43 protein-coding genes and 1 tRNA gene are annotated in these 26,829 nt (G+C 37.5%); 17 read left to right on the forward strand and 27 right to left on the reverse strand.

Annotation, left to right across the window (positions count from 1 at the left end):
• Positions 1–42 precede the first annotated feature (42 nt).
• The 25 genes from NYR30_RS08145 to NYR30_RS08265 all read right to left on the reverse strand — a co-directional run bounded on the left by NYR30_RS08145 (position 43) and on the right by NYR30_RS08265 (position 15,654).
• Complete coding sequence (locus NYR30_RS08145) at positions 43–456, reverse strand: hypothetical protein (protein ID WP_302500431.1); 414 nt, start codon at positions 454–456, stop codon at positions 43–45.
• A gap of 56 nt (positions 457–512) precedes the next feature.
• Positions 513–1,169 (reverse strand): hypothetical protein, encoded by a 657-nt coding sequence (locus NYR30_RS08150; RefSeq protein ID WP_302500432.1) that lies wholly within the window; start codon positions 1,167–1,169, stop codon positions 513–515.
• Positions 1,169–1,579 carry a phage tail terminator protein gene (gene gpU / locus NYR30_RS08155; RefSeq protein ID WP_302500433.1) on the reverse strand — a complete coding sequence of 137 codons (411 nt, stop codon included), beginning with the start codon at positions 1,577–1,579 and terminating at the stop codon, positions 1,169–1,171. Before gpU ends, NYR30_RS08150 begins: the two co-directional genes overlap by 1 nt.
• Positions 1,580–1,588: 9 nt before the next feature.
• Positions 1,589–2,116 carry a phage tail protein gene (locus NYR30_RS08160; protein ID WP_302500434.1) on the reverse strand — a complete coding sequence of 176 codons (528 nt, stop codon included), beginning with the start codon at positions 2,114–2,116 and terminating at the stop codon, positions 1,589–1,591.
• Between the two features lie 2 nt (positions 2,117–2,118).
• Positions 2,119–2,424, reverse strand: a complete 306-nt coding sequence (locus NYR30_RS08165; RefSeq protein ID WP_302500436.1) for a phage tail protein — start codon at positions 2,422–2,424, stop codon at positions 2,119–2,121.
• Positions 2,417–2,740, reverse strand: a complete 324-nt coding sequence (locus NYR30_RS08170; protein WP_302500438.1) for a DUF2190 family protein — start codon at positions 2,738–2,740, stop codon at positions 2,417–2,419. Before NYR30_RS08170 ends, NYR30_RS08165 begins: the two co-directional genes overlap by 8 nt.
• Before the next feature lie 63 nt (positions 2,741–2,803).
• On the reverse strand, positions 2,804–4,822 hold the full coding sequence (locus NYR30_RS08175) for a ClpP-like prohead protease/major capsid protein fusion protein (RefSeq protein ID WP_302500440.1): 2,019 nt from the start codon (positions 4,820–4,822) through the stop codon (positions 2,804–2,806).
• Complete coding sequence (locus NYR30_RS08180; RefSeq protein ID WP_302500442.1) at positions 4,767–6,281, reverse strand: phage portal protein; 1,515 nt, start codon at positions 6,279–6,281, stop codon at positions 4,767–4,769. Before NYR30_RS08180 ends, NYR30_RS08175 begins: the two co-directional genes overlap by 56 nt.
• Positions 6,281–6,505 (reverse strand): hypothetical protein, encoded by a 225-nt coding sequence (locus NYR30_RS08185; RefSeq protein ID WP_039150737.1) that lies wholly within the window; start codon positions 6,503–6,505, stop codon positions 6,281–6,283. Before NYR30_RS08185 ends, NYR30_RS08180 begins: the two co-directional genes overlap by 1 nt.
• Positions 6,502–8,616 carry a phage terminase large subunit family protein gene (locus NYR30_RS08190; protein WP_302500445.1) on the reverse strand — a complete coding sequence of 705 codons (2,115 nt, stop codon included), beginning with the start codon at positions 8,614–8,616 and terminating at the stop codon, positions 6,502–6,504. Before NYR30_RS08190 ends, NYR30_RS08185 begins: the two co-directional genes overlap by 4 nt.
• Positions 8,616–9,086 carry a DUF1441 family protein gene (locus tag NYR30_RS08195; RefSeq protein WP_302500447.1) on the reverse strand — a complete coding sequence of 157 codons (471 nt, stop codon included), beginning with the start codon at positions 9,084–9,086 and terminating at the stop codon, positions 8,616–8,618. Before NYR30_RS08195 ends, NYR30_RS08190 begins: the two co-directional genes overlap by 1 nt.
• A 141-nt stretch (positions 9,087–9,227) precedes the next feature.
• Entirely contained in the window at positions 9,228–9,434 is a 207-nt protein-coding gene (gene lysC, locus NYR30_RS08200; RefSeq protein WP_302500449.1) for an Rz1-like lysis system protein LysC, read from the reverse strand.
• Positions 9,415–9,741 carry a DUF2570 family protein gene (locus tag NYR30_RS08205; protein ID WP_302500451.1) on the reverse strand — a complete coding sequence of 109 codons (327 nt, stop codon included), beginning with the start codon at positions 9,739–9,741 and terminating at the stop codon, positions 9,415–9,417. The genes lysC and NYR30_RS08205 overlap by 20 nt, the downstream gene beginning before the upstream one ends.
• 3 nt (positions 9,742–9,744) lie before the next feature.
• Positions 9,745–10,152 (reverse strand): M15 family metallopeptidase, encoded by a 408-nt coding sequence (locus NYR30_RS08210; protein ID WP_302500452.1) that lies wholly within the window; start codon positions 10,150–10,152, stop codon positions 9,745–9,747.
• On the reverse strand, positions 10,145–10,477 hold the full coding sequence (locus NYR30_RS08215; protein WP_302500453.1) for a phage holin, lambda family: 333 nt from the start codon (positions 10,475–10,477) through the stop codon (positions 10,145–10,147). Before NYR30_RS08215 ends, NYR30_RS08210 begins: the two co-directional genes overlap by 8 nt.
• A gap of 151 nt (positions 10,478–10,628) precedes the next feature.
• Positions 10,629–10,913, reverse strand: a complete 285-nt coding sequence (locus NYR30_RS08220; protein ID WP_302500454.1) for a HigA family addiction module antitoxin — start codon at positions 10,911–10,913, stop codon at positions 10,629–10,631.
• A gap of 11 nt (positions 10,914–10,924) precedes the next feature.
• Positions 10,925–11,200, reverse strand: coding sequence for a type II toxin-antitoxin system RelE/ParE family toxin (locus NYR30_RS08225; protein ID WP_013747140.1), 276 nt, complete (start codon positions 11,198–11,200; stop codon positions 10,925–10,927).
• A 47-nt stretch (positions 11,201–11,247) separates the two neighbouring features.
• Entirely contained in the window at positions 11,248–11,652 is a 405-nt protein-coding gene (locus NYR30_RS08230; protein ID WP_302500456.1) for an antiterminator Q family protein, read from the reverse strand.
• Positions 11,652–12,248, reverse strand: a complete 597-nt coding sequence (locus tag NYR30_RS08235; RefSeq protein WP_302500458.1) for a recombination protein NinG — start codon at positions 12,246–12,248, stop codon at positions 11,652–11,654. Before NYR30_RS08235 ends, NYR30_RS08230 begins: the two co-directional genes overlap by 1 nt.
• A gap of 100 nt (positions 12,249–12,348) precedes the next feature.
• Positions 12,349–12,798, reverse strand: coding sequence for a DUF1367 family protein (locus tag NYR30_RS08240; protein ID WP_302500460.1), 450 nt, complete (start codon positions 12,796–12,798; stop codon positions 12,349–12,351).
• Positions 12,799–12,801: 3 nt separating this feature from the next.
• Positions 12,802–13,290: a DNA N-6-adenine-methyltransferase gene (locus NYR30_RS08245; RefSeq protein WP_302500462.1), complete on the reverse strand. Its 489-nt coding sequence runs from the start codon at positions 13,288–13,290 to the stop codon at positions 12,802–12,804.
• Between the two features lie 2 nt (positions 13,291–13,292).
• On the reverse strand, positions 13,293–13,967 hold the full coding sequence (locus NYR30_RS08250) for a replication protein P (protein ID WP_302500465.1): 675 nt from the start codon (positions 13,965–13,967) through the stop codon (positions 13,293–13,295).
• Positions 13,967–14,689: a helix-turn-helix domain-containing protein gene (locus tag NYR30_RS08255; protein WP_302500467.1), complete on the reverse strand. Its 723-nt coding sequence runs from the start codon at positions 14,687–14,689 to the stop codon at positions 13,967–13,969. The genes NYR30_RS08250 and NYR30_RS08255 overlap by 1 nt, the downstream gene beginning before the upstream one ends.
• Positions 14,686–15,390 carry a Rha family transcriptional regulator gene (locus NYR30_RS08260; RefSeq protein ID WP_302500469.1) on the reverse strand — a complete coding sequence of 235 codons (705 nt, stop codon included), beginning with the start codon at positions 15,388–15,390 and terminating at the stop codon, positions 14,686–14,688. The genes NYR30_RS08255 and NYR30_RS08260 overlap by 4 nt, the downstream gene beginning before the upstream one ends.
• 63 nt (positions 15,391–15,453) lie before the next feature.
• Positions 15,454–15,654, reverse strand: coding sequence for a YdaS family helix-turn-helix protein (locus NYR30_RS08265; protein WP_039081855.1), 201 nt, complete (start codon positions 15,652–15,654; stop codon positions 15,454–15,456).
• A 125-nt stretch (positions 15,655–15,779) separates the two neighbouring features.
• Here NYR30_RS08265 and NYR30_RS08270 point away from each other — a divergent pair, with 125 nt between their 5' ends.
• The 5 genes from NYR30_RS08270 (at position 15,780) to NYR30_RS08290 (ending at position 19,035) form a co-directional block, all read left to right on the forward strand.
• Positions 15,780–16,475, forward strand: coding sequence for a S24 family peptidase (locus NYR30_RS08270; protein WP_302500471.1), 696 nt, complete (start codon positions 15,780–15,782; stop codon positions 16,473–16,475).
• 111 nt (positions 16,476–16,586) lie between these two features.
• Positions 16,587–16,928 (forward strand): type II toxin-antitoxin system RelE/ParE family toxin, encoded by a 342-nt coding sequence (locus NYR30_RS08275; protein WP_302500473.1) that lies wholly within the window; start codon positions 16,587–16,589, stop codon positions 16,926–16,928.
• 12 nt (positions 16,929–16,940) lie between these two features.
• Entirely contained in the window at positions 16,941–18,023 is a 1,083-nt protein-coding gene (locus NYR30_RS08280; protein ID WP_302500475.1) for a HigA family addiction module antitoxin, read from the forward strand.
• A 508-nt stretch (positions 18,024–18,531) separates the two neighbouring features.
• Positions 18,532–18,622 (forward strand) — tRNA-Ile (locus tag NYR30_RS08285).
• A gap of 188 nt (positions 18,623–18,810) precedes the next feature.
• Entirely contained in the window at positions 18,811–19,035 is a 225-nt protein-coding gene (locus tag NYR30_RS08290; RefSeq protein WP_302500477.1) for a hypothetical protein, read from the forward strand.
• Here NYR30_RS08290 and NYR30_RS08295 read toward each other — a convergent pair.
• Complete coding sequence (locus tag NYR30_RS08295; protein WP_039169449.1) at positions 19,016–19,210, reverse strand: hypothetical protein; 195 nt, start codon at positions 19,208–19,210, stop codon at positions 19,016–19,018. The two genes, NYR30_RS08290 and NYR30_RS08295, sit on opposite strands and share 20 nt — an antisense overlap.
• Positions 19,211–19,411: 201 nt before the next feature.
• On the opposite strand from NYR30_RS08295, the gene NYR30_RS08300 reads away from it, so the two are divergent.
• The 6 genes from NYR30_RS08300 to NYR30_RS08325 all read left to right on the forward strand — a co-directional run bounded on the left by NYR30_RS08300 (position 19,412) and on the right by NYR30_RS08325 (position 22,819).
• Positions 19,412–20,002 carry a polymer-forming cytoskeletal protein gene (locus NYR30_RS08300; protein WP_302500482.1) on the forward strand — a complete coding sequence of 197 codons (591 nt, stop codon included), beginning with the start codon at positions 19,412–19,414 and terminating at the stop codon, positions 20,000–20,002.
• A gap of 168 nt (positions 20,003–20,170) precedes the next feature.
• Positions 20,171–20,458: a hypothetical protein gene (locus NYR30_RS08305; protein WP_302500320.1), complete on the forward strand. Its 288-nt coding sequence runs from the start codon at positions 20,171–20,173 to the stop codon at positions 20,456–20,458.
• Positions 20,439–21,380 (forward strand): N-6 DNA methylase, encoded by a 942-nt coding sequence (locus NYR30_RS08310; protein WP_302500484.1) that lies wholly within the window; start codon positions 20,439–20,441, stop codon positions 21,378–21,380. Before NYR30_RS08305 ends, NYR30_RS08310 begins: the two co-directional genes overlap by 20 nt.
• 1 nt (position 21,381) lies before the next feature.
• Entirely contained in the window at positions 21,382–21,834 is a 453-nt protein-coding gene (locus tag NYR30_RS08315; RefSeq protein ID WP_302500486.1) for a site-specific integrase, read from the forward strand.
• An 11-nt stretch (positions 21,835–21,845) separates the two neighbouring features.
• A complete protein-coding gene (locus NYR30_RS08320) occupies positions 21,846–22,211 on the forward strand; it encodes a tyrosine-type recombinase/integrase (protein ID WP_302502468.1) in 366 nt (121 codons plus the stop codon).
• The gene (locus NYR30_RS08325) at positions 22,211–22,819 is read left to right on the forward strand and encodes an HNH endonuclease signature motif containing protein (RefSeq protein WP_302500488.1); all 609 of its coding nucleotides are present in this window, start codon (positions 22,211–22,213) and stop codon (positions 22,817–22,819) included. Before NYR30_RS08320 ends, NYR30_RS08325 begins: the two co-directional genes overlap by 1 nt.
• A 140-nt stretch (positions 22,820–22,959) precedes the next feature.
• Here NYR30_RS08325 and NYR30_RS08330 read toward each other — a convergent pair whose 3' ends face one another.
• Positions 22,960–23,190, reverse strand: a complete 231-nt coding sequence (locus NYR30_RS08330; RefSeq protein ID WP_302500490.1) for a hypothetical protein — start codon at positions 23,188–23,190, stop codon at positions 22,960–22,962.
• A 517-nt stretch (positions 23,191–23,707) separates the two neighbouring features.
• On the opposite strand from NYR30_RS08330, the gene NYR30_RS08335 reads away from it, so the two are divergent.
• From NYR30_RS08335 to NYR30_RS08360, 6 genes are all read left to right on the forward strand, one after another.
• Positions 23,708–24,361, forward strand: coding sequence for a BRO-N domain-containing protein (locus tag NYR30_RS08335; protein WP_302500492.1), 654 nt, complete (start codon positions 23,708–23,710; stop codon positions 24,359–24,361).
• 91 nt (positions 24,362–24,452) lie between these two features.
• A complete protein-coding gene (locus tag NYR30_RS08340) occupies positions 24,453–24,731 on the forward strand; it encodes a hypothetical protein (protein ID WP_302500494.1) in 279 nt (92 codons plus the stop codon).
• Positions 24,728–25,039, forward strand: a complete 312-nt coding sequence (locus NYR30_RS08345; RefSeq protein WP_302500496.1) for a hypothetical protein — start codon at positions 24,728–24,730, stop codon at positions 25,037–25,039. The genes NYR30_RS08340 and NYR30_RS08345 overlap by 4 nt, the downstream gene beginning before the upstream one ends.
• Positions 25,036–25,527 carry a siphovirus Gp157 family protein gene (locus NYR30_RS08350; protein WP_065235133.1) on the forward strand — a complete coding sequence of 164 codons (492 nt, stop codon included), beginning with the start codon at positions 25,036–25,038 and terminating at the stop codon, positions 25,525–25,527. The genes NYR30_RS08345 and NYR30_RS08350 overlap by 4 nt, the downstream gene beginning before the upstream one ends.
• Positions 25,527–26,219 carry an ATP-binding protein gene (locus tag NYR30_RS08355; RefSeq protein ID WP_302500498.1) on the forward strand — a complete coding sequence of 231 codons (693 nt, stop codon included), beginning with the start codon at positions 25,527–25,529 and terminating at the stop codon, positions 26,217–26,219. Before NYR30_RS08350 ends, NYR30_RS08355 begins: the two co-directional genes overlap by 1 nt.
• Entirely contained in the window at positions 26,216–26,815 is a 600-nt protein-coding gene (locus NYR30_RS08360) for a hypothetical protein (protein WP_302500500.1), read from the forward strand. The genes NYR30_RS08355 and NYR30_RS08360 overlap by 4 nt, the downstream gene beginning before the upstream one ends.
• Positions 26,816–26,829 lie beyond the last annotated feature (14 nt).

Consider the following 26,829-nt stretch of genomic DNA (forward strand, 5'->3'; position numbering starts at 1 on the left):
CTTCAATTTCAGTTAAAGTTTTTCCCAATGCAAGCGATAAAGTTAACTGGAACTTTCTTCGCTCGCTGAGTGTTTTGGGCTATCTTCATTTTCTGCTTGATTAAATGCGGATAAAACACTGTCATCTAACTTTAAAATGGACTCTAAATCTTCCCTACTATCAGGATCAAATAAATTATTACCATTTTCGTCACATAATTTAATCGCTAAATTACGAGCTAGACGATATTTGTCCGCAATCGGTTCTAACTGTTTAGTTAATTGCTCTTCATCATCAAAATTGAGATCAAGACCTTGCTCAATAGCTTGAGCTTTCAGCCAGTTTTGATATTCAAAAATTTCACGATTAACATCTCCAACTGTAAAAGAGCGGATATAGTAAGTGTTACCATTCAGATCAAACGGTTTTACAGTCGGTTTAATCGCTAATAATGTTTCACGTGTACCTTGTGCCATTAATTAATTCCTCAATCTTCAATCAATAAAAAACCCGCTATATAGCGGGCTATTAATTATGCTGTAACCGGTAATATGTAATCGCGTTTAGACGGCTTAATCGTTACACCCGATTCAAAATTGCCTTTCACTTCACCACTGATATTGGTGCTGGTTTGAATAAAACCTGTGCCATATAACGATCCTTGCTTGTTCTTGAAAACAATCAAATACGGGAAAGTTTCTTTGCCGTAGAACTTCTTGCGTAAATCTGCTTGCATTGCTGTGGCTGGCGCCCAGAAGAAAGTCAGTTTTACACTACCAAACTCGATATCCCCGGGTTCGGTTTCTGTTCCCTCACTACACATTGTCGTAATATCTTCTTCAGTAAGCGTATCTCCATCTTTTTCGATGTTTTTAATCGCACAAAAGTTAGATGACCACTGCACTTTTTCAATCTGAGCTTTTGCGAAATCTGTTGGTCTATCCTGTGCTGACCAATCTACTTCATCTGCTAATGTAATACTGTCGGTTTGGACTGATTTAACTGGATAGTAGCCATCTAATGCACCCAATCCCGATACTTTGATACAATCACCTGCTTTTACACCACTACTTGCTACCGTTAGTGTTGCTGATGGTGAAACCGTACACGCTGTAATTGCTTTTTTGGTTTCTAAGCCCGTGCCTATATAGAATTTTGTGCCTTGGAAAGGCGTAGTTTGTGTGGCCATTATTCCTCCTGCCCATAAGTAATTTGATATTGTAAGTTCGCAATGTACCAAGTCCGTTTCTGCGCATCTTGTTCATAGTGATACCCAGTTAAATAACATTGCTGTAATGTATCCAATTCGTCATCTTCAAAGGCTTCCGCCAGATGTTGAACGATTTGCTCAGCCAGCTCGTCGAGCGGAGCTTCACCTTGGGTTGATCGTTGATAAATGGCAATATTTAAGATTGCCTCCCACTCACCACCACATAATCCTGTTGGCTCGCTTTGCGCATCGTCAATAAAAACCGCCAGTGTGGTTGGTTCATTGTCTAAGTCAATAAAGGTTGGTCGCCCAGCCCAAACCTTGATGTCAGGATCTAAAGTTTGCAAAATACTTGCAATTTGCTCTCTAATTACTTTATGAATCCGCATTTTCTCTCCTTAAGAAAAAACCGCACTTAAGCGGTTTTTTAGTTCTTTTTGTAACTCTGCTGGATAATTTTTTAATACATTTTGATAAGCTAATGTTAACGGTTGCCGTAACGGAACTTTCACTACATCAATAGAATATCGAGCTTGTCCAGCACGTTGCATTACATGAGTACGACCATTTGCTAACCTCTGAACAAACCCTCTCTGTACTGCATATTTACCCACCAGAATTCCACCTTTTCCTACCCAAATACGATTATTTTTTCCCTCTAAAACCCGAATAAGTGGTAAAGGTGAAATATTTACTCGAAGTTGAGCTTTAAGCTTCGTGGTTGTTGCTCGCTGATTTTTACTCTGCCGAGTTCTTCCCCTTAAAGTTTTAGTTGGTACACCAATATCTTTGGCTACCGTTTTGGTTGCTTGATTTCGTGCTTGAACAGCAAGGTGATTTATCACTTTTGCAGCTTGACGATTAATTTGATTTACTACTTTATTCGCATTACGCTTAATTAATGCAAAATCTTGTTCTAATGTCATAGTTACTCCAATTGCAAAATTATGAGTTGATCTACGAAATCAAAAGCTTTAATTACAAACTGTTTATCACCTTGTTCGACTCGATCACCAACATGAGGACGATATCCACTATTTTTGAATATAGTGAGTGTTCGCTTTGTCCCGTTTACACGATACTCTTCATTAAGCTGCAACATTCCATCAAAACGCTGTGGTTCTTCATCGTATGCTGCTAAATAAGGTACATCTTCAATCAGCCAAGGCGACATCATTATACGTTCAATCGCCTTGTCTGCTTGTTCAAGCGCCTCTTCAAATAGATTAGACATTGATTTTTACATCAACCTGTTCAGATGATGTACCTGAATCTGTCCAAGCAATACCTAGACGTTTATTACTTGTAGCTGTTTTAGTAGCCCCTTCTGTATCAGACCAATACAACACATCACCTTGTTTAATGTCATCGGCTTGTTTTGCTTTAACTCGCCATACACCACCAACAATCCCTGTGCCAATAGCCTTGTTAGCAACATCTGTAACGGCAATGGCAATTAGATCTTGCAATACCACTACATCACCACTTTTCACATTTCTTGTTGCGACAAAATCAATAGTATCGCCATTTTGAATAAAGTTTTTCGCCATAATATTTTTCCTTATCACTAAATGAAAAAAACCGCCCAAAAGAGCGGTCAGTTTTCCTTATTTTTATGCATTAGTTACACGTACAATACCACGGTGATCTAACACATTTACCCCTGCGTCAATTCGTACCTTAGTAGTTACACCATCGACAGTAAAACCTGTTTGTTGGTCGATAAATGGTTGTTCAACACCATTGAGGTAAGATACTTCAATGGCATCTTTATTGAGTAAGTACCAAATTTTAGCATTCTCTGCCTGTAATCGTTGTGATTTTGTCACCGGCACCACATCTTTTAATGGGTTAATAATGCCAGAATTAATATCCGCTCCTTCCACTGAACTTGAACCAAGAATCTGTTTTGCTCGAGTATAAAGTGAGGTTGGTGCAAGTAAGACATCTGGCTCAATCGCAAGCTGCTTACCATCAAAAGATTTTTGTGCATTCATTAGCTGGATAGCTTTATCAATATTACTTAAATCCATTGCAGCACCTGTTAACGTATTTTTATGAGCAGCATCATAAAGTTTTTTACCGTCGTAACTCATCACAGGATCACCAAAGAGCTGAGCAAACACTAAATCTGCGATAGTCGCTCGTGCAGCTTGACCAAGTTTATAAGGCACTTGGGTCAGCATATGCATATCATCATTGATAATAAGTTGGCGTGTAAGACTGAATAATGCACCGTAAGTAGCGAGAGATACTTGCATTCCAGTATCACCAAGTGTTACGTAAGTATATTCAGCCCCTTCACGTACTTGTGGCAAACTATCAAAACCACCTAAGCCAACACGATAAGCTGGACGAAAATCAGTAAGTGTGCCTTTATGCGTCCATTGCTCAAAGTTTTCGGTACTTTCCGCCCAACCTTTCAACACAGATTTATGTGCCACATCAATTAAGATTTGCCCAAAGTCAGAAGTAGAGTGGGTAAATGCCATGCCTACCATTTGCATTGCATTCATTCCAGCAATACCCACGCCACGATCCACCAACGATGCACGCGCCAATTCACGCAAGGTCATTGAATTGTAGGCGTTATCTTTTTCTGCTTTTTCAAAACCTGCACGTGTAAGCAAAGCGGCTTTCACGCTATCACCGACAATATTACCGTTGTCAACGTGAATATGGTTTTGTGACACACTTGGCGTGGTGTTTTCACCGAGTTTCGCCAACAATTTATCTTTAGCTTGCTCTGCGGTTATCGTAACATCACCTAAGCATTCCACTAACAAATCATTAAATTGACCGTTAAATGGAGCAAATACCGCCTTGATTGCCGTATTTCGTTGTGCCATTTGTGCTTGCACTTGTGCAGTATTATCTACCATTTTAACCACTGGCTTTTCGTGTGCTTGTGGTTGATCTGCATTTTGTTCTGGTGCCACATTCTGATTTTTTGCGTTGCCTTGTGGCTTCAACAACATATTTTTGAGTTCATTAGGCATATTAGTAAAATCCTCTATTTTTTTAGATTGAATGGAAGCCATCGCCACAAGGGGATCGGCTAGTTTGTCAGCGAAACCAAGCTCAACGCATTCTTTGCCTGTAAGCCAAGTTTCCACAGCGAGCATTGCCGCTAATTCATCTTCGGACTTGCCTGTTTTCGCGGTGTACGCCATCAATAACGTACTTTCCACTTTATCCAATAAGTCCGCATATTTACGCAGTTCTTCTGCATCACCACCTTGAATGCCCCATGGCTTATGGATCATTAGCATTGCGTTTTCAGGCATAATGACTTCATCGCCCGCCATTGCGATAACGGAAGCCATAGACGCAGCAAGACCGTCTATATAGACGGTCTTATTCGCTGGGTGATTTTTCAGTAAGTTATAAATGGCTATGCCATCAAACACATCGCCACCGGGCGAATGAATATGAAGATTGATTTGCCGCACGTTGCCAATCTCTTTTAGTTCATTGGCAAATTGCTGTGCTGAAACGCCCCACATTCCAATTTCATCATAAATAAAAACCTCCGCACTTTGATTGGCGGAGGCTTTAATGGAAAACCAAGACTGATTATTCATCTTGTTTATCATCGCTACGGGTGCGAGTATCATTTGTTTTCGTTTCATTGATTATTCCTTGTGTATTGGTCAAATCCGTATCAAATTTAAGACCTGCTTGTTTATTCTCTCGTACTTCTACAATACGCTGGCGTTTCACTTCTGCCGGATTATTGCCACTTGCTCGGATTGCTTGTCCCTCTGTTGCTAATCCTCCTTTGATCCGTTCTTTCCATGCATTCGCCTCTTTGATTGGATCAATCCACGGCATTACTGGACCAGAATAAACTGCATTAAACAATGATTCTGGGTCAACATCAGAGGGAACATTAATGGCTTGTGCAGCAATTGCCATTTTTAGCCATTCCCGATAAATTGGACGAGAGATTGCCGCCACAAAGGTATCTTGTAATACCGCATAACCCTCAAAACTTTCGACCAACTCTTGTCGTTGAGCAGAATAAGTGCCGTTGTAGTCACGGGCTATACTGGAATAGCTTGAACGTGTACCAGCCGCAGTAGCACGTAATTGTCCATTGCGGAAACTCTCTAAATTGGTGTTAGGGCGGTTAGAATTAATTAAACCAATATCTTCTCCTGGTTTTAAATCATCAATCACCGCACCAGGTGCAATATCAAATACCCGCTCATCTTTTTCATTTATGTCATCTACATCATAAAGTTGAGCATCACCTTTTTTAATATACATTGTCATTGCTGCTGCAATGCGTGCAGCGACGCGCTCACTTTCTTCATAGTCTTTCAGATCGGCTAAACGAATAATGACACCATGCAGCATACTCACGCCACGAATTTGATGTAATCGCTTACGAAAAGCCAAGTGCAACATATTTTCTGCCGAAACAGTTTTGACTTTGTCGTAAAATTTACCCGACTCTTGCGGATTATCTAAATAAACTTGATAACCTGTTGGCTTACGCCACGCATTCAAATAAACACCTTGTAGTAAATTTTCTTTTGCCACATCAGTATTCATCGGCACGAAATCTGGCTCTAAGGCTTCCAATGAAAAAGGAATGCTTGAAGCATGAGTTAAACCGGGTACTTTTCCTTTCACCAACTGCACGAACACTTCGCCATCACGCAACCAAGTGCGTAATAGCATTCGTTCAAGAGCAGGACGGGTATATAATCCTGTTACTTCAGGTTTGATCGACCATTCCGCCCACAATTTACGGATTTTTTCCGCAAGTGCTTCGTGAACATCACCATTTTTCATTAAGGGTTGTGGTTCAATATGAATGCCTTTTGAGCCAATTACCCGTTCTTCGAGTTTATCCAAAATCCCAATTACAATATCATGATTTTGATCTAACGCTCTTGCCTGTTCACGCAAACTCACCGCACTTTGTCGTACATTAGTATTCGCTCCTTGTCCGTCTCGGTTAGCTTTATGTGTTCTACTAGGTATTGCTGCTTCATAAGTGTTGAGTACATAACGGCTTTTAGACCGTTTTGCCGCCCATTGTGGTGACAGTGTTGCAATCGTTTTTTCTAAAAAGTTCATTAAATAAACCTCGCATACTTAAATCTATGCTTTTTCACTTTCTGCCCACTTGTTGCTAACATTTCATCTAACATTACTTGATACCGATCACGTTGTTTGGTCAATTCGCTGATTTGCCAAGAAACTGAGCGACCATTGAAGCTCACTTGGCTTTGTGCGGTTTCTATTTTTTCATCAAGCAAGCGAATTTTTTGTTTAAGTTCTTCAATGGTATAAAGACTCATAACCATCCTCCTTTGCGATAGTTTTTTCCTGTTAGCCATTGTGTTTTAGTTTTAGATTGTGATTGCCTTCGAACCTTGTCATTTTCAATCACACTTTGTGAACTTTCTTTTATAATAATTGGTGTATCTCGAATAATATTCGGGTTAATTTCGGGTAATTTCGCCCAATCAGGTACTTGCTTTTCATCACCCCATTTGATCCGTTCATACCCCCGTAAAATGGCGATAGCATGAGCATAACAAAATAAGTCAAAGGCTTCGTTATTGCCTTTACCTGGCTTACGCCATTTGCCATCAGGACCGCGCTCCTCATAAACCAATTCATCAAAAAACCATTCGCCTATCCAACTTGGGAAATGTATATAATTTGCCCCTTCTGTTTGACGTGCTAAAGCATTATTAATACGATCTTTAAGATAATCTGTTTGTAATAAATACAATGGCACATCACCTCGTGCCGAAGCGTGTCGATCTGAACGACTAGTATTATCGGGATAAGTTTTCGTAATCAATTTTTGTCGCTTAGTGCTATCTCCTTTCACCAAATAGACTTTCTTGGCAAGTCCTTCTCTGCGACATTTTCGCCAAAATTTATAGGCATTATCTGTTACACCTTCTTCACCCCCGCTATCTACTGCCATTGCTAAAATTGGCATTTGGTATTGTGGGTTACTCGCAAGTGGGTAGTGTTTAGATAAGACATCTGTAATTAAAATTGCCCAATCATCAGGATTGCGAGGATCGATTTTTTCAATTACACCATCGCTATCTGGTAATGTATGAGAAATATTGTAGCGATCGATTAACCAACGTTCGCCATTTTCACCATAACCGACAATTTGCACCACAAATCGACGATTCCGTCCACCTTGTACATCTACTGCAGCAATCAAGAAACGACATTGATCTGGAACACTTTTCTCATCACACTGTTCTCTGCGTTCCATTAATTCATCTGTTCGGCGTTGTTCTAACGCTGAACGTGGTAGATAAGGTAATCCCCAGTCAGTGTTGATAACTGCTTTGAGCGTTTCTTCACTGCCTGTTAATTCATATTCCTGTTCGGCATTGAGGAGCTTATAGGTTAGTTGCGCCCACGTTTGATATGCAGCAGCAGGACCTTCTAACCAAAAAGAAGCAATGCGAGACTTACGCCCTATCCCATGAATATTACCTTGCTTATCAATGTACTGCCCTTCTTTTAACCACACCCCATTGATATTTAACTCACGCTTCATTTCTGGGCTAATAAGCTGTTGACAGTGTGGACATTGTAATCTGGCATTTTCACTGGCTTTGACAAAATCCATCTCATCACGAAAGCCAACCATATTTACCATACTTGGCTGAAAATATTCTGAACAATAAGGGCATTGCCAATAAAAGCGGCGACGATCACCTCGGTTATATAAACTCAATATACCTGTTGTTGGTGGCGCTTCGTGATTAGATTTTGGTTGATGTTTAATATCAACAATATCTTTACCTGGGGAACTCTCAACAAGTGTCATTCCTGCTGACATAAAAGTTGTAGTACGTTTTGATGCAAGAGAAAAACCATCCCCCTCCCCGTCAATATCTTCTGGCCAACGATCATAATCCGTTAAAGCTACATATTTGTAATCCGATGAAGACAAAACATTGATTGATGGCCAACCAATTTTCAGTAAATTACCTGCTCGAAAATATTTGTCATGAACATTATTGTCATTTTTTCGTGGGCTAAGTCGTTTAGCAATTTCAGGAGAACAGCGGAATGTACGATCTAATCGTTTTCGGCTATGCTCACTGGCTTTTTCTTGTGTAAGTTGTACCAATAAAAAATCCGACGGATCACAAATAATTGAATAACTAATCCAGCCATCGATCAAACCAATGGTTTTTCCCGTTCGGGCAGGACCAACAAAAATTACTGCATCATATTCACGAGAGCTTAGGCAATCCATTGGTTCAAGAATATAAGCTGCTGTATGTTTATCCCACTTAACCGAATTACCACCACCAATCGGTACTCTCATATATTCCGCTACCGCCTCAGAAACATTCATTCGTCTTGGTGCTTTTATTGCGTTAGCAATATCTCGGCGAATATCTTTTGCTGATGCAAACATTACTCTTCCTTATGTTCAGTCTCTTGAATATGCAATGCCATTTGATCTCGAATATCATCAATAATTTGTTGCACTCTTATCAAGGCACTAGGAGATAAACCCGCATCTCTTTCTAAAATATCAGGTAAAGTTTCAAGTTGTTGTATTACCGCTTTCGCTAAAATACTCATTTCTTGGGCGACCTCATAAGCAGGGATAAGCTCCCCAGTCTCCCTCTCATACTTTAAGCGTTCATTTTCAGCTTGCCAAAAAGATCGTCGATCATTAGGCGACATTGAATCAACATCTGCTGTCCTCTTTTCCTGCAGTCCTAAACGGATTAAATCCGCAAGGAGATAGAGCTTTAATTTGCTATTACTCCCTACACTTGGTGTCAATCCTGCCACACGTTGAGATACCGTCTGGCGGTGCATTCCGACTAATTCAGCAATCTGATTAATATTTAATTTCAGATCGTGTAAGTTTTCCATGGCTCGTATCTCAATCCCCTTATAAAAACTAATTCAAACTAAAGCAAAAACAACAAGATGATGACGCCTACAAAGTCAAAAAACTGCCAAAAACCGCGAGTCCGTAACCCCGTGGAATGGCTATCCCCTCAGGAGTACCTTTTAATGTTGAGCGTGTTGCACCTGCCACTCTCTGATGCGATCAATCCGATTCAAACAAATATCGCGCTCACGTTTGAGTATTACTGCGTACTGTGCTACATCTCCATAAGTACGACCATTAAAGTTTGTCTTATCTAGATAGCTAATTAATACCGCAGGGATTTGAGGTTGAACAGTCGTTACCGGCTTACTTGCGCAAGAACTCAATAATATTACGAGGAGCAACACTGTTATACGCATCACTTGCTTTGTCATCTGCGGATATATTTTTGATAACATCATCTGATTTGCTCCTTGTATCTGATTCTTGTTTGCTTAACTCAAGTGTCAGTTTTTGATTGTTCGCCATATCTGCGTGTAGCTGGATAATCGTTGCACTTTGTATCGCTATCGTGTCCGACTGCTTAGCCATCTCAACTTTTAAATCTTTAATAAGATTGTATTGATACACTACACTGATAAGTAACAATGCAATGATAGCTATCACATATAGCCATTTGTTCGTTGCTAGCATATCTCACCTGTCAGGATAGGATTTACGACTGAGTTGGAAATGTGGGCCGTCATAAAATGTACGCCAGTCTCCGCCCCATTCAACATCAACACCTAAGCGCTTACCAACTGATTTGATGAGCTCCGCCAATGCTTTAAATTTCGCTTTATTATTCCAGTCAATAACCGTTTTTCCGTTTTCAACTGTGATTGGAGCTAAATCAACTGCATGGCCAGTTAAATGGCGACTGTTCATTGTCTTACTTGCACCACTTTTAACAAGTTCTGCCTGTCTTGCTTTACTGCGTTTCCCTTCAACAACCATAAAATCGAAATCTGATTCGGCGATTGCAGTACGCACAACTTTTACTAAGTCAGGATGTACGCCGACAAGTCGCATTTCACTCGTTGTCGAAAATTTAAACTTACTCATCTTTCCCTACTTTTGTACTGATAAATCTAAACAAAAACTCACGTATTTTTTCCGCCCCGATAAACCCTAGCATCCCACCCGCAAATACCGCTAAGTTCTCTGGCATCCCTAAAAAATTTAGTAACGACATACACGATAGCGTTAATGCACCACATATCGCTCCATCTAATACCCGCCGACGATAAGAGCTTTTTTGTTGCAAAAACAAAGCACGTAAAATAGACATAAAAAAAGCCATTACGAAACCCGCAATGGCATTGTAGTTTTGCTGAATGTATGCCCAAACAATGAGCCATACATTCGGATCTTTTTCAGGCATTTTCATTTCTCCACCTCCATTTCAGAGGTAATAAAAAACCCTGACCGTTTCCGATCAGGGTTAGAAAAAAACATTTGTGCGTTTCAAGCGTGCAAAACCGCACTATAGCTAATAATATATACTTTTAGTCTAGACAAATCAACAATGTTTCTTATTTTTACGCAACAGCAAAATTAAATGGTTTTATATGATGTTCTCTCTTCTGTTTTAATTCCCACAAATCATAATCTGTCTGTAAAGACAGCCATAATCTTGCTGTACTAATTCCCGCTTCCTCAAGTGCAATAGCTAAATTCGCTGTCATTGCAGTTTTACCATGCAATACTCTTGATAAAGTTTCGCGAGAAAAACCAAGATGAGCTGCTAATTCAGACACTTTTATATTGTTTGGTTCGATAAAACCATCTAATAATACTTCGCCTGGATGTGCTGGTTTACGCATAAATACCTCCTTTAATGATAATCTTCGTAATTTAAAATATACGCATCACCATTAATAAATTCGAATGTAATGCGGTAATTTCCACTAACAGTCATTGAATATATTCCTTTTCTGTCACCTTTTAATTCGTGGCATTGGTAAAATTGAATAAATTCTTCGACCGTATTAGCACGATCAACAAGAGATAAAATACCATTAATCTTTCGCACGTGGTCTTGTCTCAATCCTTTTGTAATTCCTTTTTTGAAGAATTGTTCCAATCCTTTATGTTTAAAGCTCTTAATCATATTTCACCCTCTTTTAATGTGATATAAATATATCACAAAATAATCTACTACGCAAGAAAAATACACTTATTTTGGCTTAACATTAATTTTAGTGATGTTTCAGCAATTCTAATTTGAATAAAATATTGTGCTTTACTAATTCCAAATCTCTCTAATAAACCAATCTTAACAGGGATGTAATCACGATCGAACTCAGTATGAAGCGGTAAGCGATAAGCATAAGTTGCCATGAATAAGTCATACAAATCTGGTGTTACTTTGCTCATTACTAATAAGCATTGTTCAATTTGTAATGCTAAATCATCACTGATTTGACAAATTCTCCGCTTACTCTCATCAATCGGAATAGGAATGCTAATAGAGATACTCGGATATTCCGTTCCTAGACGAGGTGTTGCCCAATATCCCCATTGGGTACAAATTTTTTTAATATCATTAAAAACATACTCCATTAACCACCTCGTCTCTTTTGTATTAACTTAATCTTCTTATTAAAAATCTGCTTAATTCGCCTTAAATCATCTTCGGTATATTTTCTTTCTCGATTGTCTGCTTCTATCTCCTCTACTTTCTTAATACCCAATCGTTCAATCAGTCCAACCCTATATTCATGATAGTTGCCGCCTAAATAACGATTACAACGTTTGCATTGCCCGTGAATATTTAATGTATAAAAGCGTAAATGCGGAGCAGCCCCACGACTGCGATAATGTCCAGCATCAAAGCCACCACCAAGCTTTTCACTGATTAATGGCGTTCCGCACGAAATACATTCTTTATTTTCATCACGAACTCTAATGTAATGATTAACAGCTGCTTGAGCTTCTTTGATTAAATCCCATTTAGTCTTATTTTTCTCTTTTAATGCAGATAATCGCTTTTTACTTTCTAACCTTGCTTGCTTATCTAGCTTCTCTCGCCTTTTGCGTGATTGTTCTTTGCTAAGTTTTATCGCGCATTCAACACTACATACTTTTTGCAAACTGCTAATAGTTTTTGTGTAGTAGCTACCGCAAACCTTGCATTTGTACTGTTTACTTTTAACCATCGATCCCTCTTACAACATAAAAACAACACCAACACACACCCAAAATATTAAGCAACCCAGCATTGATAAGATAAATCCCCAGTTCATTTCCCCTTCCCACCTAAAAAAACGCATATAGCTGGTTAATGATGTTTTGATCGGTTGTATTGTTGAAAATATGCTTTAAAGCAGCATTAATTAAAGCGTTGTAACATTGCTCAAATTCATCTTGCTCCATATTGCCGTAACTGAGCGATTTCGCTTCAACTCGAACCCGTCCATCTATCGTATAACTCACATCCTTAAAGCCTGCTAACACAGTTAAATGCTTGCGGAATGTGTCAAATTGCTTTCTTTCATCAAAATACTTCCAATCTGTTTTATCCGCTGACCAATGTTCAAAACAAAATTTAAAAAAGGAAAAGACTTTACGGTGAAATTGAGGGTTGCGAGTTCGCTTTACCTCAACTTCGTATATCTCACCATTTTTAAATTTTTGCAGTGCTGGAAGATATATGTCATCTGCTGCAACAAATGTTCCGCCAGTACCTTTAACCATTTCAATAATCATTGGTTATCGCCACTCCAGATTTGCAAAATTATCAATATGGATATGGCGAATAACTTGCCCCATTGCCTTGTGTCTAGGATCGAATATAGCTAAATGATTCCCTCGACAAACATCAGTCCATTTATCTGTTTCTGGATTTAAAAACTTAATTCGCCCACCAACAATAAAGCGTATTTCCGTTGCTTTTTCTGCAACCAGTGAAAACCATTTAGTACTAACATCTACAGGCAAAAACATCACTACTAAGCAATCGTGATTTTCGTATAACTCAACCGCACGTTTTACAAAACTAAGTGGCTCACTGAATGGAGGGTTGATCCAAATGCGTTCGTTTATTAATGGATATGTCATAAAATCCATCTCTGGCGTAATATAACGATCTAACTTTGCGTTGTGTGGCAATGCTGCTCCATCAATCGTAAAGTTAAATTCTTCGTGCGTTGGGTTAAATACAGATAATGGTGTTGGGTATGTGTCTTTATCAAAACTCATTACTAACCTCTCGCCACTAACGCTTTCAAATTGGCCCAACCTTGTTTAACTTTTTCAGGATCCAGATATTCGACTTTCTCAGGTAACGATCTAGACGGCTTTGGCAATATTTCTCCGTTGATCAACCGTTTTGCCATTTTGTCTAAAGCATCTTCAATCGCCTTAATTTCCTGGGCTTCGCTATAGCCGTTTTGGATTGATTTGTTTGCAATATCAGTAATCAACCAATATTCCGCATCTGACATAAACTCAAATCTATCTATCTCATAAAATCCACCATTGCCACGAAATTTATTTAGGCGGTATTTCAACTCATCGATTGTTGGTAATCCTAAATCGGCATTATTTTCAGCATTGCACCACTTAATAAACTGACCAACACTAGGTAAATATCCACTATCCTCACGTTCAGCCTGTGCAATACCTCGCTTAAATTGTGTTGCTGTCGTAACACCGTTATTCACAAGCGCTTCTAGCCAAAAACGTTTCGCTTCTTGATAACTTTCTTCACCATCAAAAGCCAACTGCCACCTTGGAAATAATGCTTTTAAGCGAATAAATAACCGATCAACAAATTTCGCTACTTGTGGCGGAATAACTTGTTCACCGATTGGTGCTTGATAAGATGGTTCGTTTCCGACCAACTCTGTAAGTTGTGTATTTGCAAAATTACGCATCAATACCCCCTAACTTCAATCGTTTTGCCACGCCACCAACTGTCATCGTTGTCATCAAATTTTGGTTTATTAGATTTATTTACTTGTGTTCCATTCCAATCCCAATCAGCTTTAAACCCTCGCCAGCCTCGCTCAATCATAACTTCCGCCACCTCCACAAGCGGTAAGCCAGCCAAGTCAGCTTGTTTTTGTAGGCGTTCTAGTGCCGTCCTGGTAATCGGTGCCGTTTTTGCTTTGCGGTGAGTAATAAAATCTTCGGCTAGTTGTCCAGTAATCCCAAATTCTGCTAACAATTCGAGTGTCGGCGATTTTTTTTGCGTAGTTTTTTTATGGTTAACTGACTGGTTAATAGAGTGACTGGTTCTGGGTGAAATATTTTCACTAGGGGGTGGTGAAATATTTTCACTAGGGTGGTGTAAATTTTTCACCCCCTCTGGTGAAGAATTTTCACTACCTTGATCTAAATGTAGAATATATAAATTTGATGTATTTCCATCTTTTGTTGTACGTTCTTTTTTCTCAACAAATCCAGCTTCTACTAAAGCATCAATATGTGAAATAGCACTGCGGCGAGTAATCTCGCACTGATCTGCAATATGTTGATAAGATGGAAAACAAACACCGTTATCATTGGCATTATCCGCTAATTTAAGCAATACTAGCTTTCGAGTTGGATTACCGACTTTACATTGCATTGCTTTAACCATTAATAACATACTCATAGCATTAACTCCGTTGCATATTGCTCAGCAATAAAACGCATTCCCTCAGCTGTCACACGAGTTTGCGTATAATTGTGTCCGTGTTCCGCTATGCCTGTTTTCACGGTAAAAAGTGGCTTGGCTTTCTCGGTAGCAAAAGGCAATAACTTTCCTGATTGGCGATAGAGCAAACGATCACTAATAAGACGATCGATCATCGCTTTTTCAGGCATTTTCAAAATCTTTGCTACTTCTCGCAGTGATTTACTTGTACCTACATCTACATAATGATCGACAAAGGCAGCTTTTGGTTTTAGTTCTTTATTTTCTAAAGCTAAGGCTTGGTTTTGTTTCTCTTTCTCCACCAATGCCTCTAAGGCTTGTAGGTAGTTTTGTGGTAAAAGAGCGGTTGTTTTTTGCTGGTTTTCTAATTCATCTAAACGATCAATAATCTTGGCTCTTAAATCAATCCGATAGCCAGAAACCAAAATCATTGTTTCTCGTTTAGGTAAAAGGATTTCACTTGTTAAACCTGTTACAGGATTTTTAATAATAAAAATTCCTTTAAAATCAATACTATCCATATTTGGATAGAGTTCATCAAGCATATTACGAATATCACGCAGAACGTGAGCGTGTTGTTTTTCACACAACTCCGCAATCTCACGACTACTCATCGTAATACTTGCTTTTTCTGTATTTATTGGTAATAATTTATTCATATACAGTTCCTTTTATATAACTAGCCACCGTTGCCGCGGTGGTTTTTTATTACATACAAAACACTAATCCCATAAATCTGGGCGCATTTCAGATTTAGATACTTCCCCATTTGTAGCTACCTCGATTTTTTTTGCTAAATACGGTGGTATCTTTGTTCTCCCCATCTCGCAGTTTCTTAAAAAACACATAGATACTCCTACCTGTTTTGCAAAATTTGCTTTAAAACCACGTTGTCTATTTGATAAATATTCTGTCAGCTTCATAAACTTTTGTTTAGTTAAAAATAAAATTAAGTTTATTTATAGATAAACAATAAGTCAATCATTAATTTTTTGCTTATTTACTAAATACTAAATAAAATGGTGAAAAATTAACTAAGGAGGAATCTATGAAAAAAATAGATCTAACTAGTATTCGTAGGGAAAATTTGAAAAGATTCTTCTCAGATAAGAAGTACCCTGATAAAGATAAAAGTCTAATATCTCAACAAATAAATGGTTCAGCTAAATCTTTTGGGGAGAGATTGGCTAGAAGATTAGAAAAAGATTATGGCATGGGTGAGTTTTACTTAGATACTCCCGTTAGCGTAGATAGTAACAATAATATCGTTTCCAATATTAAAGAAATTGGGGCATTTGAATTATGGGATAGACATACTCCTCTCTCAAATGATGAGATAGAAGTTCCTTTTTTCAAAGAAATTAGACTCTCTGCTGGGAATGGATTTGCTGATGACATAATGGACTATAACAATTTTAAACTTAGATTTTCAAAAGCCACTTTAAGAAGACAAGGCGTATCGTATGACAATGCTGTTTGTGTGACCGCTGATGGTAACTCTATGGAGCCAGTTATTCCAGATGGAACAACAGTGGGGATCGATCTCGGCAATAAAACTATCAGAGATGGGAAGATATATGCAATAAACCACGGAGGATTATTAAGAATAAAAATCCTCTACAATATGCCAAATAATCAGGTGAAAATAAGAAGCTACAACTCGGAAGAACATCCAGATGAGGTCGCAAACTTAGAAGATATTACTGTTTTAGGTAAGGTGTTCTGGTATTCAGTGTTACTGTGATAAAGCAGAAACTGGAGTATAGTCTGATGGTGTAAATAAAAACTATTTGATTAGTTTGTAAAAATACTATACTTTTTTAAAAAAAATGATAACCTAATAGGTAAACAAAAAATGGAAATTATTTTTGCAACAAAGAAAATGCAAAAAATAATGAATAATAAACAGGCTATGCAAAAAGAATATGGTGTACATCGTGCAAGAAAACTACAACGTGTACTTTATACCTTGAATGCCGTAACTACATTGGCAGAATTAGGAATGCCATATAGTCCACCTCATCGCTGTCATGAGTTAACTGGCGATAGAAAGGGTGAATTGAGTCTAGATCTAGATCATCCTTACCGTTTATTATTTGAACCTTATCACGATCCTATTCCTACAAAAGAGGATGGTGGTTTAGACTGGTCCAAAGTAACTTGTATCAAGGTATTATCCATTACTGATACACATTAAGAGATATTATCTATGAACAATCAATTTATACCTGACTACGCAATCTCTCCTGGTGAGATTTTGGAAGAAGAACTTGATATTCGCAAAATGTCACAACGTGAGCTATCTGAGAAAACGGGACTTTCAACTAAACACATTAGTCAGATTATCAATGCTAAAGCTCCAGTTACACCCGAAACAGCATTAAAATTTGAACGAGTGTTAGGTATGCCTGCTAGATATTGGCTAAACTTGGAAACATTATATCAAGAAGCATTAACCCGTATTGCAGATAAAGAGAAACTTGAATCTTATAAAGAATGGTTTAAGTTGTTCCCTAATACTACATTAAGAAAACTAGGTTTTACTCAAAAATACACAGATATTTCTGATAATGTTGATAGCTTACTCCGATTCTTTGGGATAGGTTCTCCTGATGAATATGAAAATGTTTGGGGGAAGATCGGTGTTCAGTATCGACAAGATAATCGATCAAAGATGTGTCCATATAGTAGTGCCGCATGGTTACGAGCAGGAGAAATTCAGGCTCATAATATGGTTTGCTCACCATATTCAGAAGATGATTTCAAACAAGCTCTAATAAACATTAAAAAGTTAACCACGGAGTCTGATCCAAAAATTTTTATACCGAAGTTAGTAGAGATTTGTTCTGCAGTTGGGGTTGCTGTAGTTTTTGTTCCTTGTTTCCCAAACACTGGGATCAGTGGTGCTACTCGTTGGTTATCACCAGATAAAGCCATTATCCAATTAAGTTTACGTTATAAAACAAATGATCATTTATGGTTTACTTTTTTCCACGAAGCAGGGCATATTCTCTTGCATGGAAAGAAATCACTGCATTTAGAATATAATAAATCTTCTTCGTTAATTGAAGAAGAGGAGATTGAAGCTAATGACTTTGCCCAAAAGCAATTAATTCCTAGCCCTGTATGGCGTCAAATTATGGAAAGAAGAATATATTCTGAAGCATATATTAAAGAGATAGCAAAAGAGCTTGGAATAGCTGAAGGTATTATTGTAGGACAATTACAACATCATAAAAAAATTCCTTATAGTACTTTAAATTATTTAAAAGTGAGATATGCATGGAATTAATCTAAACCGCCTTTTTGGCGGTTTTTCTTTACCTTTATCCTTCTTATTTTCTACAAAAATCAACTGTTCATTTGTTCATTGAACAAGTTCATTTGTCCATTTCTACCTCTCAACAATATCAATTTGAGCAAAAATCAACCAATCAAACATCCTACCTAAAAAATTTTTTCTTTATTTATTAATATTTTAATAAACAAATTACAAAAATGTTTATTAAAAAATAAATAAACATATTGATCTAAAGTTTATTTTTTAATAAACTAAACCCATCGAAACGAGATACACAATATCTCAAGCTCTTTAACAGATTGGTGTGGCAATGGCGGTAAGTTATAACCTGATTTAAGGTTAGTGACTCCGAGCAGATACTGTGTTCCTTGACCTAAGAGAGGTGGAAGGGGAAATTAAGGGTAGGTGCTTACTTGCTTGAGCGCGAAATGCGCAGTCGAAAGATTGCTACAACGGTTGGGGAAACTAGGCGAACAAGCCCGCGAACCGTTTCATTATTAGTAGGTTAGCTTAACGGTAAAGCAGCGAGCTTATACCTCGTAACGACAGATAATCGGCTGATGTGGGTTCGATTCCCTCACCTACTACCAAATCTAATGCCTGCTTGATGCAAATTTCCTCATTTTGTTTGCACTACAACGCATTGAGTAGGCATTAGGAAACGCATTGATTAAGGGATCCGCTAAAGGTCTGGGTAATCGTACAATTACCAATTTAAGGATAGCTAAGCCAGAACTTAATTTAGTGCGTTTCTATATCAAATTAAAAGGAAAATATTATGACCTATCAAAATGAAAACTACAAAATGATTAAACAAATCATCTTAAACGAACAGTTAGGAAATCCTAAAAAGTTGAAGTTAGTTATTGAGAATAAAGCCCTCCCTGAAGAGGTTAAAAAACGAATCTGGGAAGCTGTTCTACATCACGCACACTGTGATAGAAAAAACATCATTGAGTTTGCTAAAGAACTTAAAGAAGCCTTTATTTTGATAAATGCTTAAACCGCTCTAATACATCAGGCTCAAGGTCATCAAGGTTTTTCTGAAATTCTGATGATAGTGTTTGAATAAAATCAGCTAGTTCTTTTGCAGTCATTTCATTCAGACTGTAATTGGATTGGCTAAATCTTCCTCTAGCCATCTCGTATGCCAAGAAATCAGCAGTAGATTTTTTCATAATTTAATCCTTATTTGTTGTGAGAGAGTTTTGATTATATTCCTTAGCGTTGTGAGAGACAATAAGGGACTTGAGCCTTACAAGTATAAAGAAAGGCACTTACATATAAACTCCGTTTGGTTTCGCCCTCTTTATTGAGGGCTTTTTTTTAAAGCAGATTAAGGTCTGTTTTAAAAAGAAAAGAAGAGGAGAAATGAAAAAATGAAATATGAATTAACCGATGATTTCATCGAGGTTGAAGTAAACGATAAAAGAGTAAAGTTATACAAAATTAAAGCTCTTGTAGATATTCCCGCAGGAGACGTAAAAGTTGGAGATTTAGGTGGATATATAGAAAAAGAATCTAACTTATCTCATAGCGGTAATGCTTGGGTGTACGGTGACGCTATGGTGAGCGGTGACGCTAGGGTGAGCGGTGACGCTAGTGTGAGCGGTAATGCTAGGGTGTACGGTGACGCTAGGGTGAGCGGTAATGCTAGTGTGAGCGGTAATGCTTTGGTGTACGGTAATGCTAGGGTGAGCGGTGACGCTTGGGTGTACGGTGACGCTATGGTGAGCGGTAATGCTTTGGTGAGAAAGAAATCTGATCTTGTTTGGTTTTCAAACGTCGGTACAGAAAATGGAACGCTCACAGTTTACAAAGCCAAAGATGGTTCATTACTTGCAACAAGAGGTTGTTTTAGCGGCTCTGTCGAGGATTTCTTGAAAAAATCTACTGAAGTTCACGACGAAAAAACCAAAAGAGAGTATCAGTTACTTATTGAGGTAGCTAGATCAAGACTGGAGATTTAATCATGAACGCTTGGAAATACGATAGTGACGTAGATTACTACGAATCTCTAGCAATCAACAAACAAGATCAAGAGTATTACGAAGATGATAACTTCGATCCTCGTGAATGTGATAAAGCCGCTCTTGATTATGAGCTGACTTATTTTAGACAAGATAGCAGGTATTAGAATGAAAGCAAAATGTATTGATTTAAACACGCATTTGTTTCTGCAATTAGAACGCTTAAATGATGAAGGTTTAACGGGAGATGCCTTAAAAGAAGAAATTGAGCGTTCTAAAGCCATCAGTAGTATTGCTAACAATATTGTAAACAATGCAAAGCTTGCTTTAGACGCCCAAAAATTTAAAGTGGACTATGGTGTAACTGAACCATTACCTTCGATGCTAGAAAACAAAAGAGAACTTGACCAAGAACCTAAAAAAGGAGGTGTGCCAAATGGCGTTTGTCGAACATAATAATCGAGCTAAAGCCAAAAAGTTAGCTGAATTTATTACAGGAAAGCCACTACGTCAATATCTTGCGGATAAAATAAAAAAGTATGTGGGTTGCTCTCCCTCTGTGTTTGATGGTGCGGCTGGTAGCGGTCAATTAGAGCAATTTATTAATCCCTCTCGATTTGTTGCCGTAGAAATACAGTCTGAATCTTGTGAGGCATTAAAAACAAACTATCCAAAAGCTCAAATACATAATATGAGCTTTTTTAATTATCCCACAGCACAAGAATCACTTTGTGATTGTGTGGTGATGAACCCACCGTTTTCTTTAACCTTTAAAGGGTTAACTGAAAATGAGAAAAAAGCAATTCAAGAAGAGTTTCCTTGGAAGAATAAAGGCAATGTTGATGATATTTTTGTTATAAAAGGGCTAAATCAATCTAAGCGTTGGGGATTTTTTATTTTATCCAGTGGTATGGCATATCGTAGCACCGAAGCTCTTTTTAGAGAAAAATTAGGCTGTCAATTAGTAGAACTCAATTTAATTCAAAACGCCTTTGAAGACACTTCAATTAGCGTATTGTTTTTAGTGATTGATAAGCAAAAAACATCACAAAATGTCATTCGTGAACTTATTGATTTCAAGCAGGATACGCCGCTGATTGCCAGCGATGAATGGCTTATTAATCCCGAAAAATGGGAAACTGTTTCTCCTCCCAAAGAGGAAGTTGAAGAAATTGAATTTTCTGATATGGAAGCACTTTCTAAAAATGCCTTTAGAGAAAGGATAAAAAGTGAATTGACGTTAAGTAAGATGTTTGTTGATTTATCTATAGCAAGCAATATTCCATTCAGTATGAATTCTAAGAGTGAATTTAATCAATTTTGCGATAATATTTGCAATGATGTGAAAGCGTTTAAATATACAGATATGGGGCATTAAAATGAAATCCTATCATGAAAAATTAACACCACAACATCAAAAAGAGATTGAGCTATTTTCAGACTACCTCTATAAAAATGAGTCATCTGAAAATACTATTAAAATATATACCTATGCCCTTGCTATCTATTTCTCACTATTTAAAAAGATTGATAAATATGATTTGCTGAATTTTAAAAAATACCTGATGGAGAACTTTAAACCTGAAACTGTTAATGTCCGAATTTCAGGGATAAATCACTATTTAGCTTTCAAAGGGAAAGCTGACTTAAAACTAAAAAACGTCAAACTCCCAAGACGTTCGTTTGACGATAAGATGTTATCTTATGATGATTACACTAAGTTTTTGCACTGTGTAAAACAGCATAGCCAGCGGTATTACTTCATCACTAAATTCCTTGCTTATACTGGGGCAAGGATAAGTGAGCTACTTCAGTTCAAAAAGAGCATTTAGAACAAGGATATATTGAATTATATACAAAAGGAAAAATTAGACGAATTCACATTCCTAGTGCCATTATTGAAGAGTCTAAAACCTTTTTTAAACACGAAAAAGATTTTTTATTTAAAAATCGAATGGGTGAACGTATCACAAGCAGAGCGGTTACTGCTGGCTTAAAATATTATGCGAAGAAAAGTGGCGTGCCAGAGGAGCTGATTCATCCTCATAATTTCCGCCATTTCTTTGCCATACAATTTTTGAAAAAAACGAAAGATGTTACGTTGTTATCTGATTTACTAGGTCACTCAAGTGTAGATATGACAGCATTATACGCGAGAGTGTCAGCTAAAGAACAGCGTCAAGCATTAGAAAGGGCGATAGATTGGTAATGAAAGGGAAATCGATTACTTATAATGAAGAAGAAGCCTCATTTTTGAGGCTCTATTGCCATTTACCAAGAAAAGAACTTACTGCGAAATTTAACGAAAAATTTAACCGCAGTTTGACTGTAGGAAATATTGCTGGAAAGTGTAAGCGTGAAAAATGGCTAAGACCTAAAGAAACATGGCGTTTCAAGAAAGGAAATATCCCCTTTAATAAAGGTACAAAAGGGGTTTCTAAGCCTAATAAAACCTCTTTTAAAAAAGGCAATAAACCCGCCACTACATTGCCTGCCGGATCAATTAGATATTGTTCTAAAGATAATATTTATCTCATTAAAGTTAGTGAACCTGATAGATGGGTAAGCCGTGCAGAATATGTTTGGTGTAAACAACATAATAGCAACATACCAAAAGGTTGTGTGGTTTGGCATAAAAACGGTGATCCCACAGATGACAGAATCGAAAATCTCGCAATAAAAACAAGGCTGGAAGTATTGCTTTTAAATAGACTAAAGCACCGAAAAACACCTGATGAATTAAAAGGTTATATTGATTTAGTTGCACAAATAAAAGCGAAAGCCATCACGAGAGGAAAGCACAACAAAACCGCTTAAAATGGGAAAGATATCTAATTTAAAACTTCTCATTTTAAATGGTTGAGTTTCTCAAGTTTTGCGACAGATAACACTAACCAAAACCGACCGCACTTCCCGTGAACCGTGTAGCGGTTTCTTGCAACCTGAATTTAGTAATTCTATTTCCCTAGCCATTGTTTTATTTGTGGTAAGAAATAAAAAATCATTCTGGCAACCAGTATTGAAAAGCACATCTTAGCAATAAATGCTAATTGCTCCGCTGTCAACGTGATATTGCTAAAAGTAAATGTTTCTTCGTTAGAAGCTAATAAAAATTGGATCGTGATTATTACGATAGAAAGTAACCAATTAAATAAATGAGATAAAACGCTCAAATATTTTTTACACATAGGAAACTCCAATGAAAGGTTTATTAAAACAACTTATCACAAAAGCCATACAAGACAAATATGCATTAACGCTCATTATGCTTTTAGTGCTTTCTTCCATCGCATTATTCATCTAAAAGGTTGTTATTTTTATAGACAAGGTAAAGGTAGTCATGAAATTTGGTTTAGTCCGCTAAATAACAGTTATTTCCCTGTCGCTTACACCATCAATTCTCGTATTTTGGCTAATAAAATTTTCAAACAAGCTGGTATTGACTTTAAATTCTAATTTGACAACCCTAAACTTTTATACTACTATCCTCCACAAGGTGTCGAAACCTAATACTCAAGGCGGATAGTTCACTAATCGCCACAAGGCGATTTTTTTATATCCGTAATCCTGACTATGTCGGGAGGGCGACTAATACAACACGCTTTGCGAAATACGTCCAGCCCTACCTTGAGTGGGTTTTCGAACCTCCCGACGCCATTGTCGAAAATGGCTTGTTTTAATAAACAAATACTCAAGGATTACAATATGTCAAATCAAATTCAATTCAAATCTTTCGATTTTAAAAATCTCCCAGTTCGCATCATCATTGATAGCACAAATGAATTTTGGTTTTGTGCTAAAGATATTTGCACTATTCTAGGCTATGTCAATGATACAGATGCGTTGAAAAAACATTGCAAAGAAAAGGGGGTAGCGAAACGCTACTCCCCTACTAAAGGCGGTAATCAAGAAATGGTTTATATCAACGAACCTAATTTATACCGCTTAATCATCAAATCACGCAAACCAGAAGCAGAACCTTTTGAAGCGTGGGTATTTGAAGAAGTATTACCACAGATTAGAAAAACTGGGCAATACAGCGTTAAGCAACAAAATCTACCGTTACTCGAAGCCGAAGCGGACGAAGAAGCAATCCGCATAATTGCTAATCTCTATCATTCCCTTAACGGCGCGTATGAAATGGGCGTAAAAATCCGCAAAGAATATCCACATCTTGGCAGAGATATAGATAAATTCATCGGTGGGCATTATCTCTATAACCTCAATATGCCAACCGAAAACGCCTTAGAGAAAGCAAGAAGATACGTCCAAGCGAAAAGCGAACGCATTATGTTCATTAAAGGTATGTTAAGCCTACTTGATGAACAGCCACAACCAAAACGATTAGCTAACTTCTAACTTAATCCAAATAAACCGCCTTACCTTACTTTTTAGTGAGGCGGTTTCTTGCACCCTAAATTCAGTAAATTGTTCAAATAAGGAGCAAAAAATGAAATTCACACACGAACCACTCTACCTTGTTTTTGCAGTCATCATTGCATTTATCTTAGGAGTAAGTTGCCAACCAGCTTACACAGCACAATACGATAAAGATGCCGACTATTACGACCACACACTCAACATTGAAACTGAATTAAGTGAGGAACAATTAGATTGGGAAGAACAAGCCAATCAGGAATGGAAATCAGAACACGGCGAATTTCAGACGCCACTCACCTCTGCCCACGAAGCAGAAATTAGGGAGCGGTTAGCGAAAGGAGTGAGATGATGGATATTTTCGAGAAATTAAATCAACAAGCCGTTTTAATAAAAAAGCAAGCGTTTAAAGCACTACAAAACCGACTCTTTTTAGCTTGTCAGCAATATAAAACTGACAGCGAATGGACAGTCTTTTTTAATGAACTGCTTACTTGTGAAAGCTATCACGACATTACTAATGCAATACAGTTGCTTAAAGTTAGCCAAGTGTATAAAGACAAATTGCAGCATATCTTAAATGTATCTCAATTTTACCACATTCAAACAGCAGAAAATGCAGACCACAGAACATTAAATCAATTTGAGGTAACGCTATGAGCTTATATCAACTCTCTGAACGACTAAAAAATATCAATGAATTACTTGATGATGAAGAATTTACTAACGAACAAGCCGTTATTGATGCCTTTAACTGCTTGGAAATGGAATTTGAAGATAAAGTAGCTGAAGTATGGAAATTACATAAAGAAACAGAAATCTTAGCCGAAACCGCAAAAGCAGAAAAACAGCGGTTAGAGAAAATTCAGAAAATGTATGAACGTAAACAGCAACGCTTGCGCAACCTTATCTATGCATCAATGCTTAATTCAGGTACTAATGAAATTAAAAACCCATTATTCAAATTAAAGATGACCGATCCAATTATGAATAAGGTAGATATTGCAGAAAATGCCGTTATTCCTGATGAGTTTTATATTCCCCAAGATCCAAAACTCGATCGTGTTGCACTGCTAAACGCCTTAAAGAATGGGGCTGAAATTCAAGGTGTAGTATTAACAGGTTCAAGACAGTTAAGGGGGTTGTGATGAGTATTGCTACGCTTATTTTAGGAGAAAGTGGTACAGGAAAAAGCACTAGCTTACGCAATTTAAATCCGAATGAAACGTTGCTTATTCAAGTTATCTCAAAGCCACTCCCTTTCAGAACGAAAGATTGGAAATATTTTGATAAAGAGAACTGCCCAACAGGCAATGTTTTTGTTTGTGACAATGCAGATAAAATCTGCCAACTACTAAAGCAAACAAAACGAAACATTATTGTCATTGACGATTTCCAATATTTAATGGCCAATGAATTTATGCGTCGTGCCAAAGACAAAGGCTACGATAAATTCACTGAAATTGGATTACACGCTTGGCAGATTTTTGATTTAGCTGGAAAGCTAGAACATAACAAACGAGTTTATATTCTCTCTCATACACAAAATGACGACTTAGGTCGTACAAAAATTAAAACGATTGGCAAAATGCTTGACGAAAAAATCACTTTAGAGGGGATTGTTACTGTCTGCTTACGAACGAATGTATCAGATAGTAAATACACATTTCTAACGCAAAACAACGGCAGCGATACAACAAAAAGCCCGATCGGCTTATTTGAGGAACAACAGATTGATAACGATCTCGCCTACGTTGATAGCCAAATTTGTGATTATTGGGGAATTATCCCTGAACCTCAAACCACAGAAGACACCACTAAACAGGAGAATCATCAATGACCCAACCTATTTTTACCTATAACCAAGAACAAGCACTTAAAGCAGGCAATTCACAATTTATCAGTGAAACAGGTGCTTATCTCTGTAAGATTATCAGTGCTGAATATACCCAAGCACAAAGCGGTGCATTATCACTAGAATTAAGTGTAGAAACCCAAGAAGGATTAAAAGGCAACTATCTTTCTATTTACTATCAAGGTAAAGATGGGCAGCCCTTACAAGGCGGACATAATATGATACAAGCAATTATGGGGTGTACAGGGGTTCAAGCCTTATCCAAACAGTTAATTGCGGGTAAATATATTGCACCTGAATTAACAAATAAATATATAGGATTAATGCTACAAAAAGTGCTTCGCTTAAAACAAGATGGTTCGGACACTTACAATTTCCAAATTCTCTGCCCGTTTATCATTAAAACACGCAAAACCCTATCTGAACATATTGAGAATAAACCTGCTGAACGTATTGATTGGCTTGTTGCTCATACCAAAGATCGAGATGAACGAACAAAACAGCAACCACAATCAATACCGGCTCAAAATCAATCTTCTGGACAACCTCCTGCTGATTTTGACGATGATATGCCTTTTTAACTCATCTAACTTCG

This window comes from Gallibacterium salpingitidis, from assembly GCF_030517105.1.
Classification (GTDB): Bacteria; Pseudomonadota; Gammaproteobacteria; order Enterobacterales; family Pasteurellaceae; genus Gallibacterium; species Gallibacterium salpingitidis.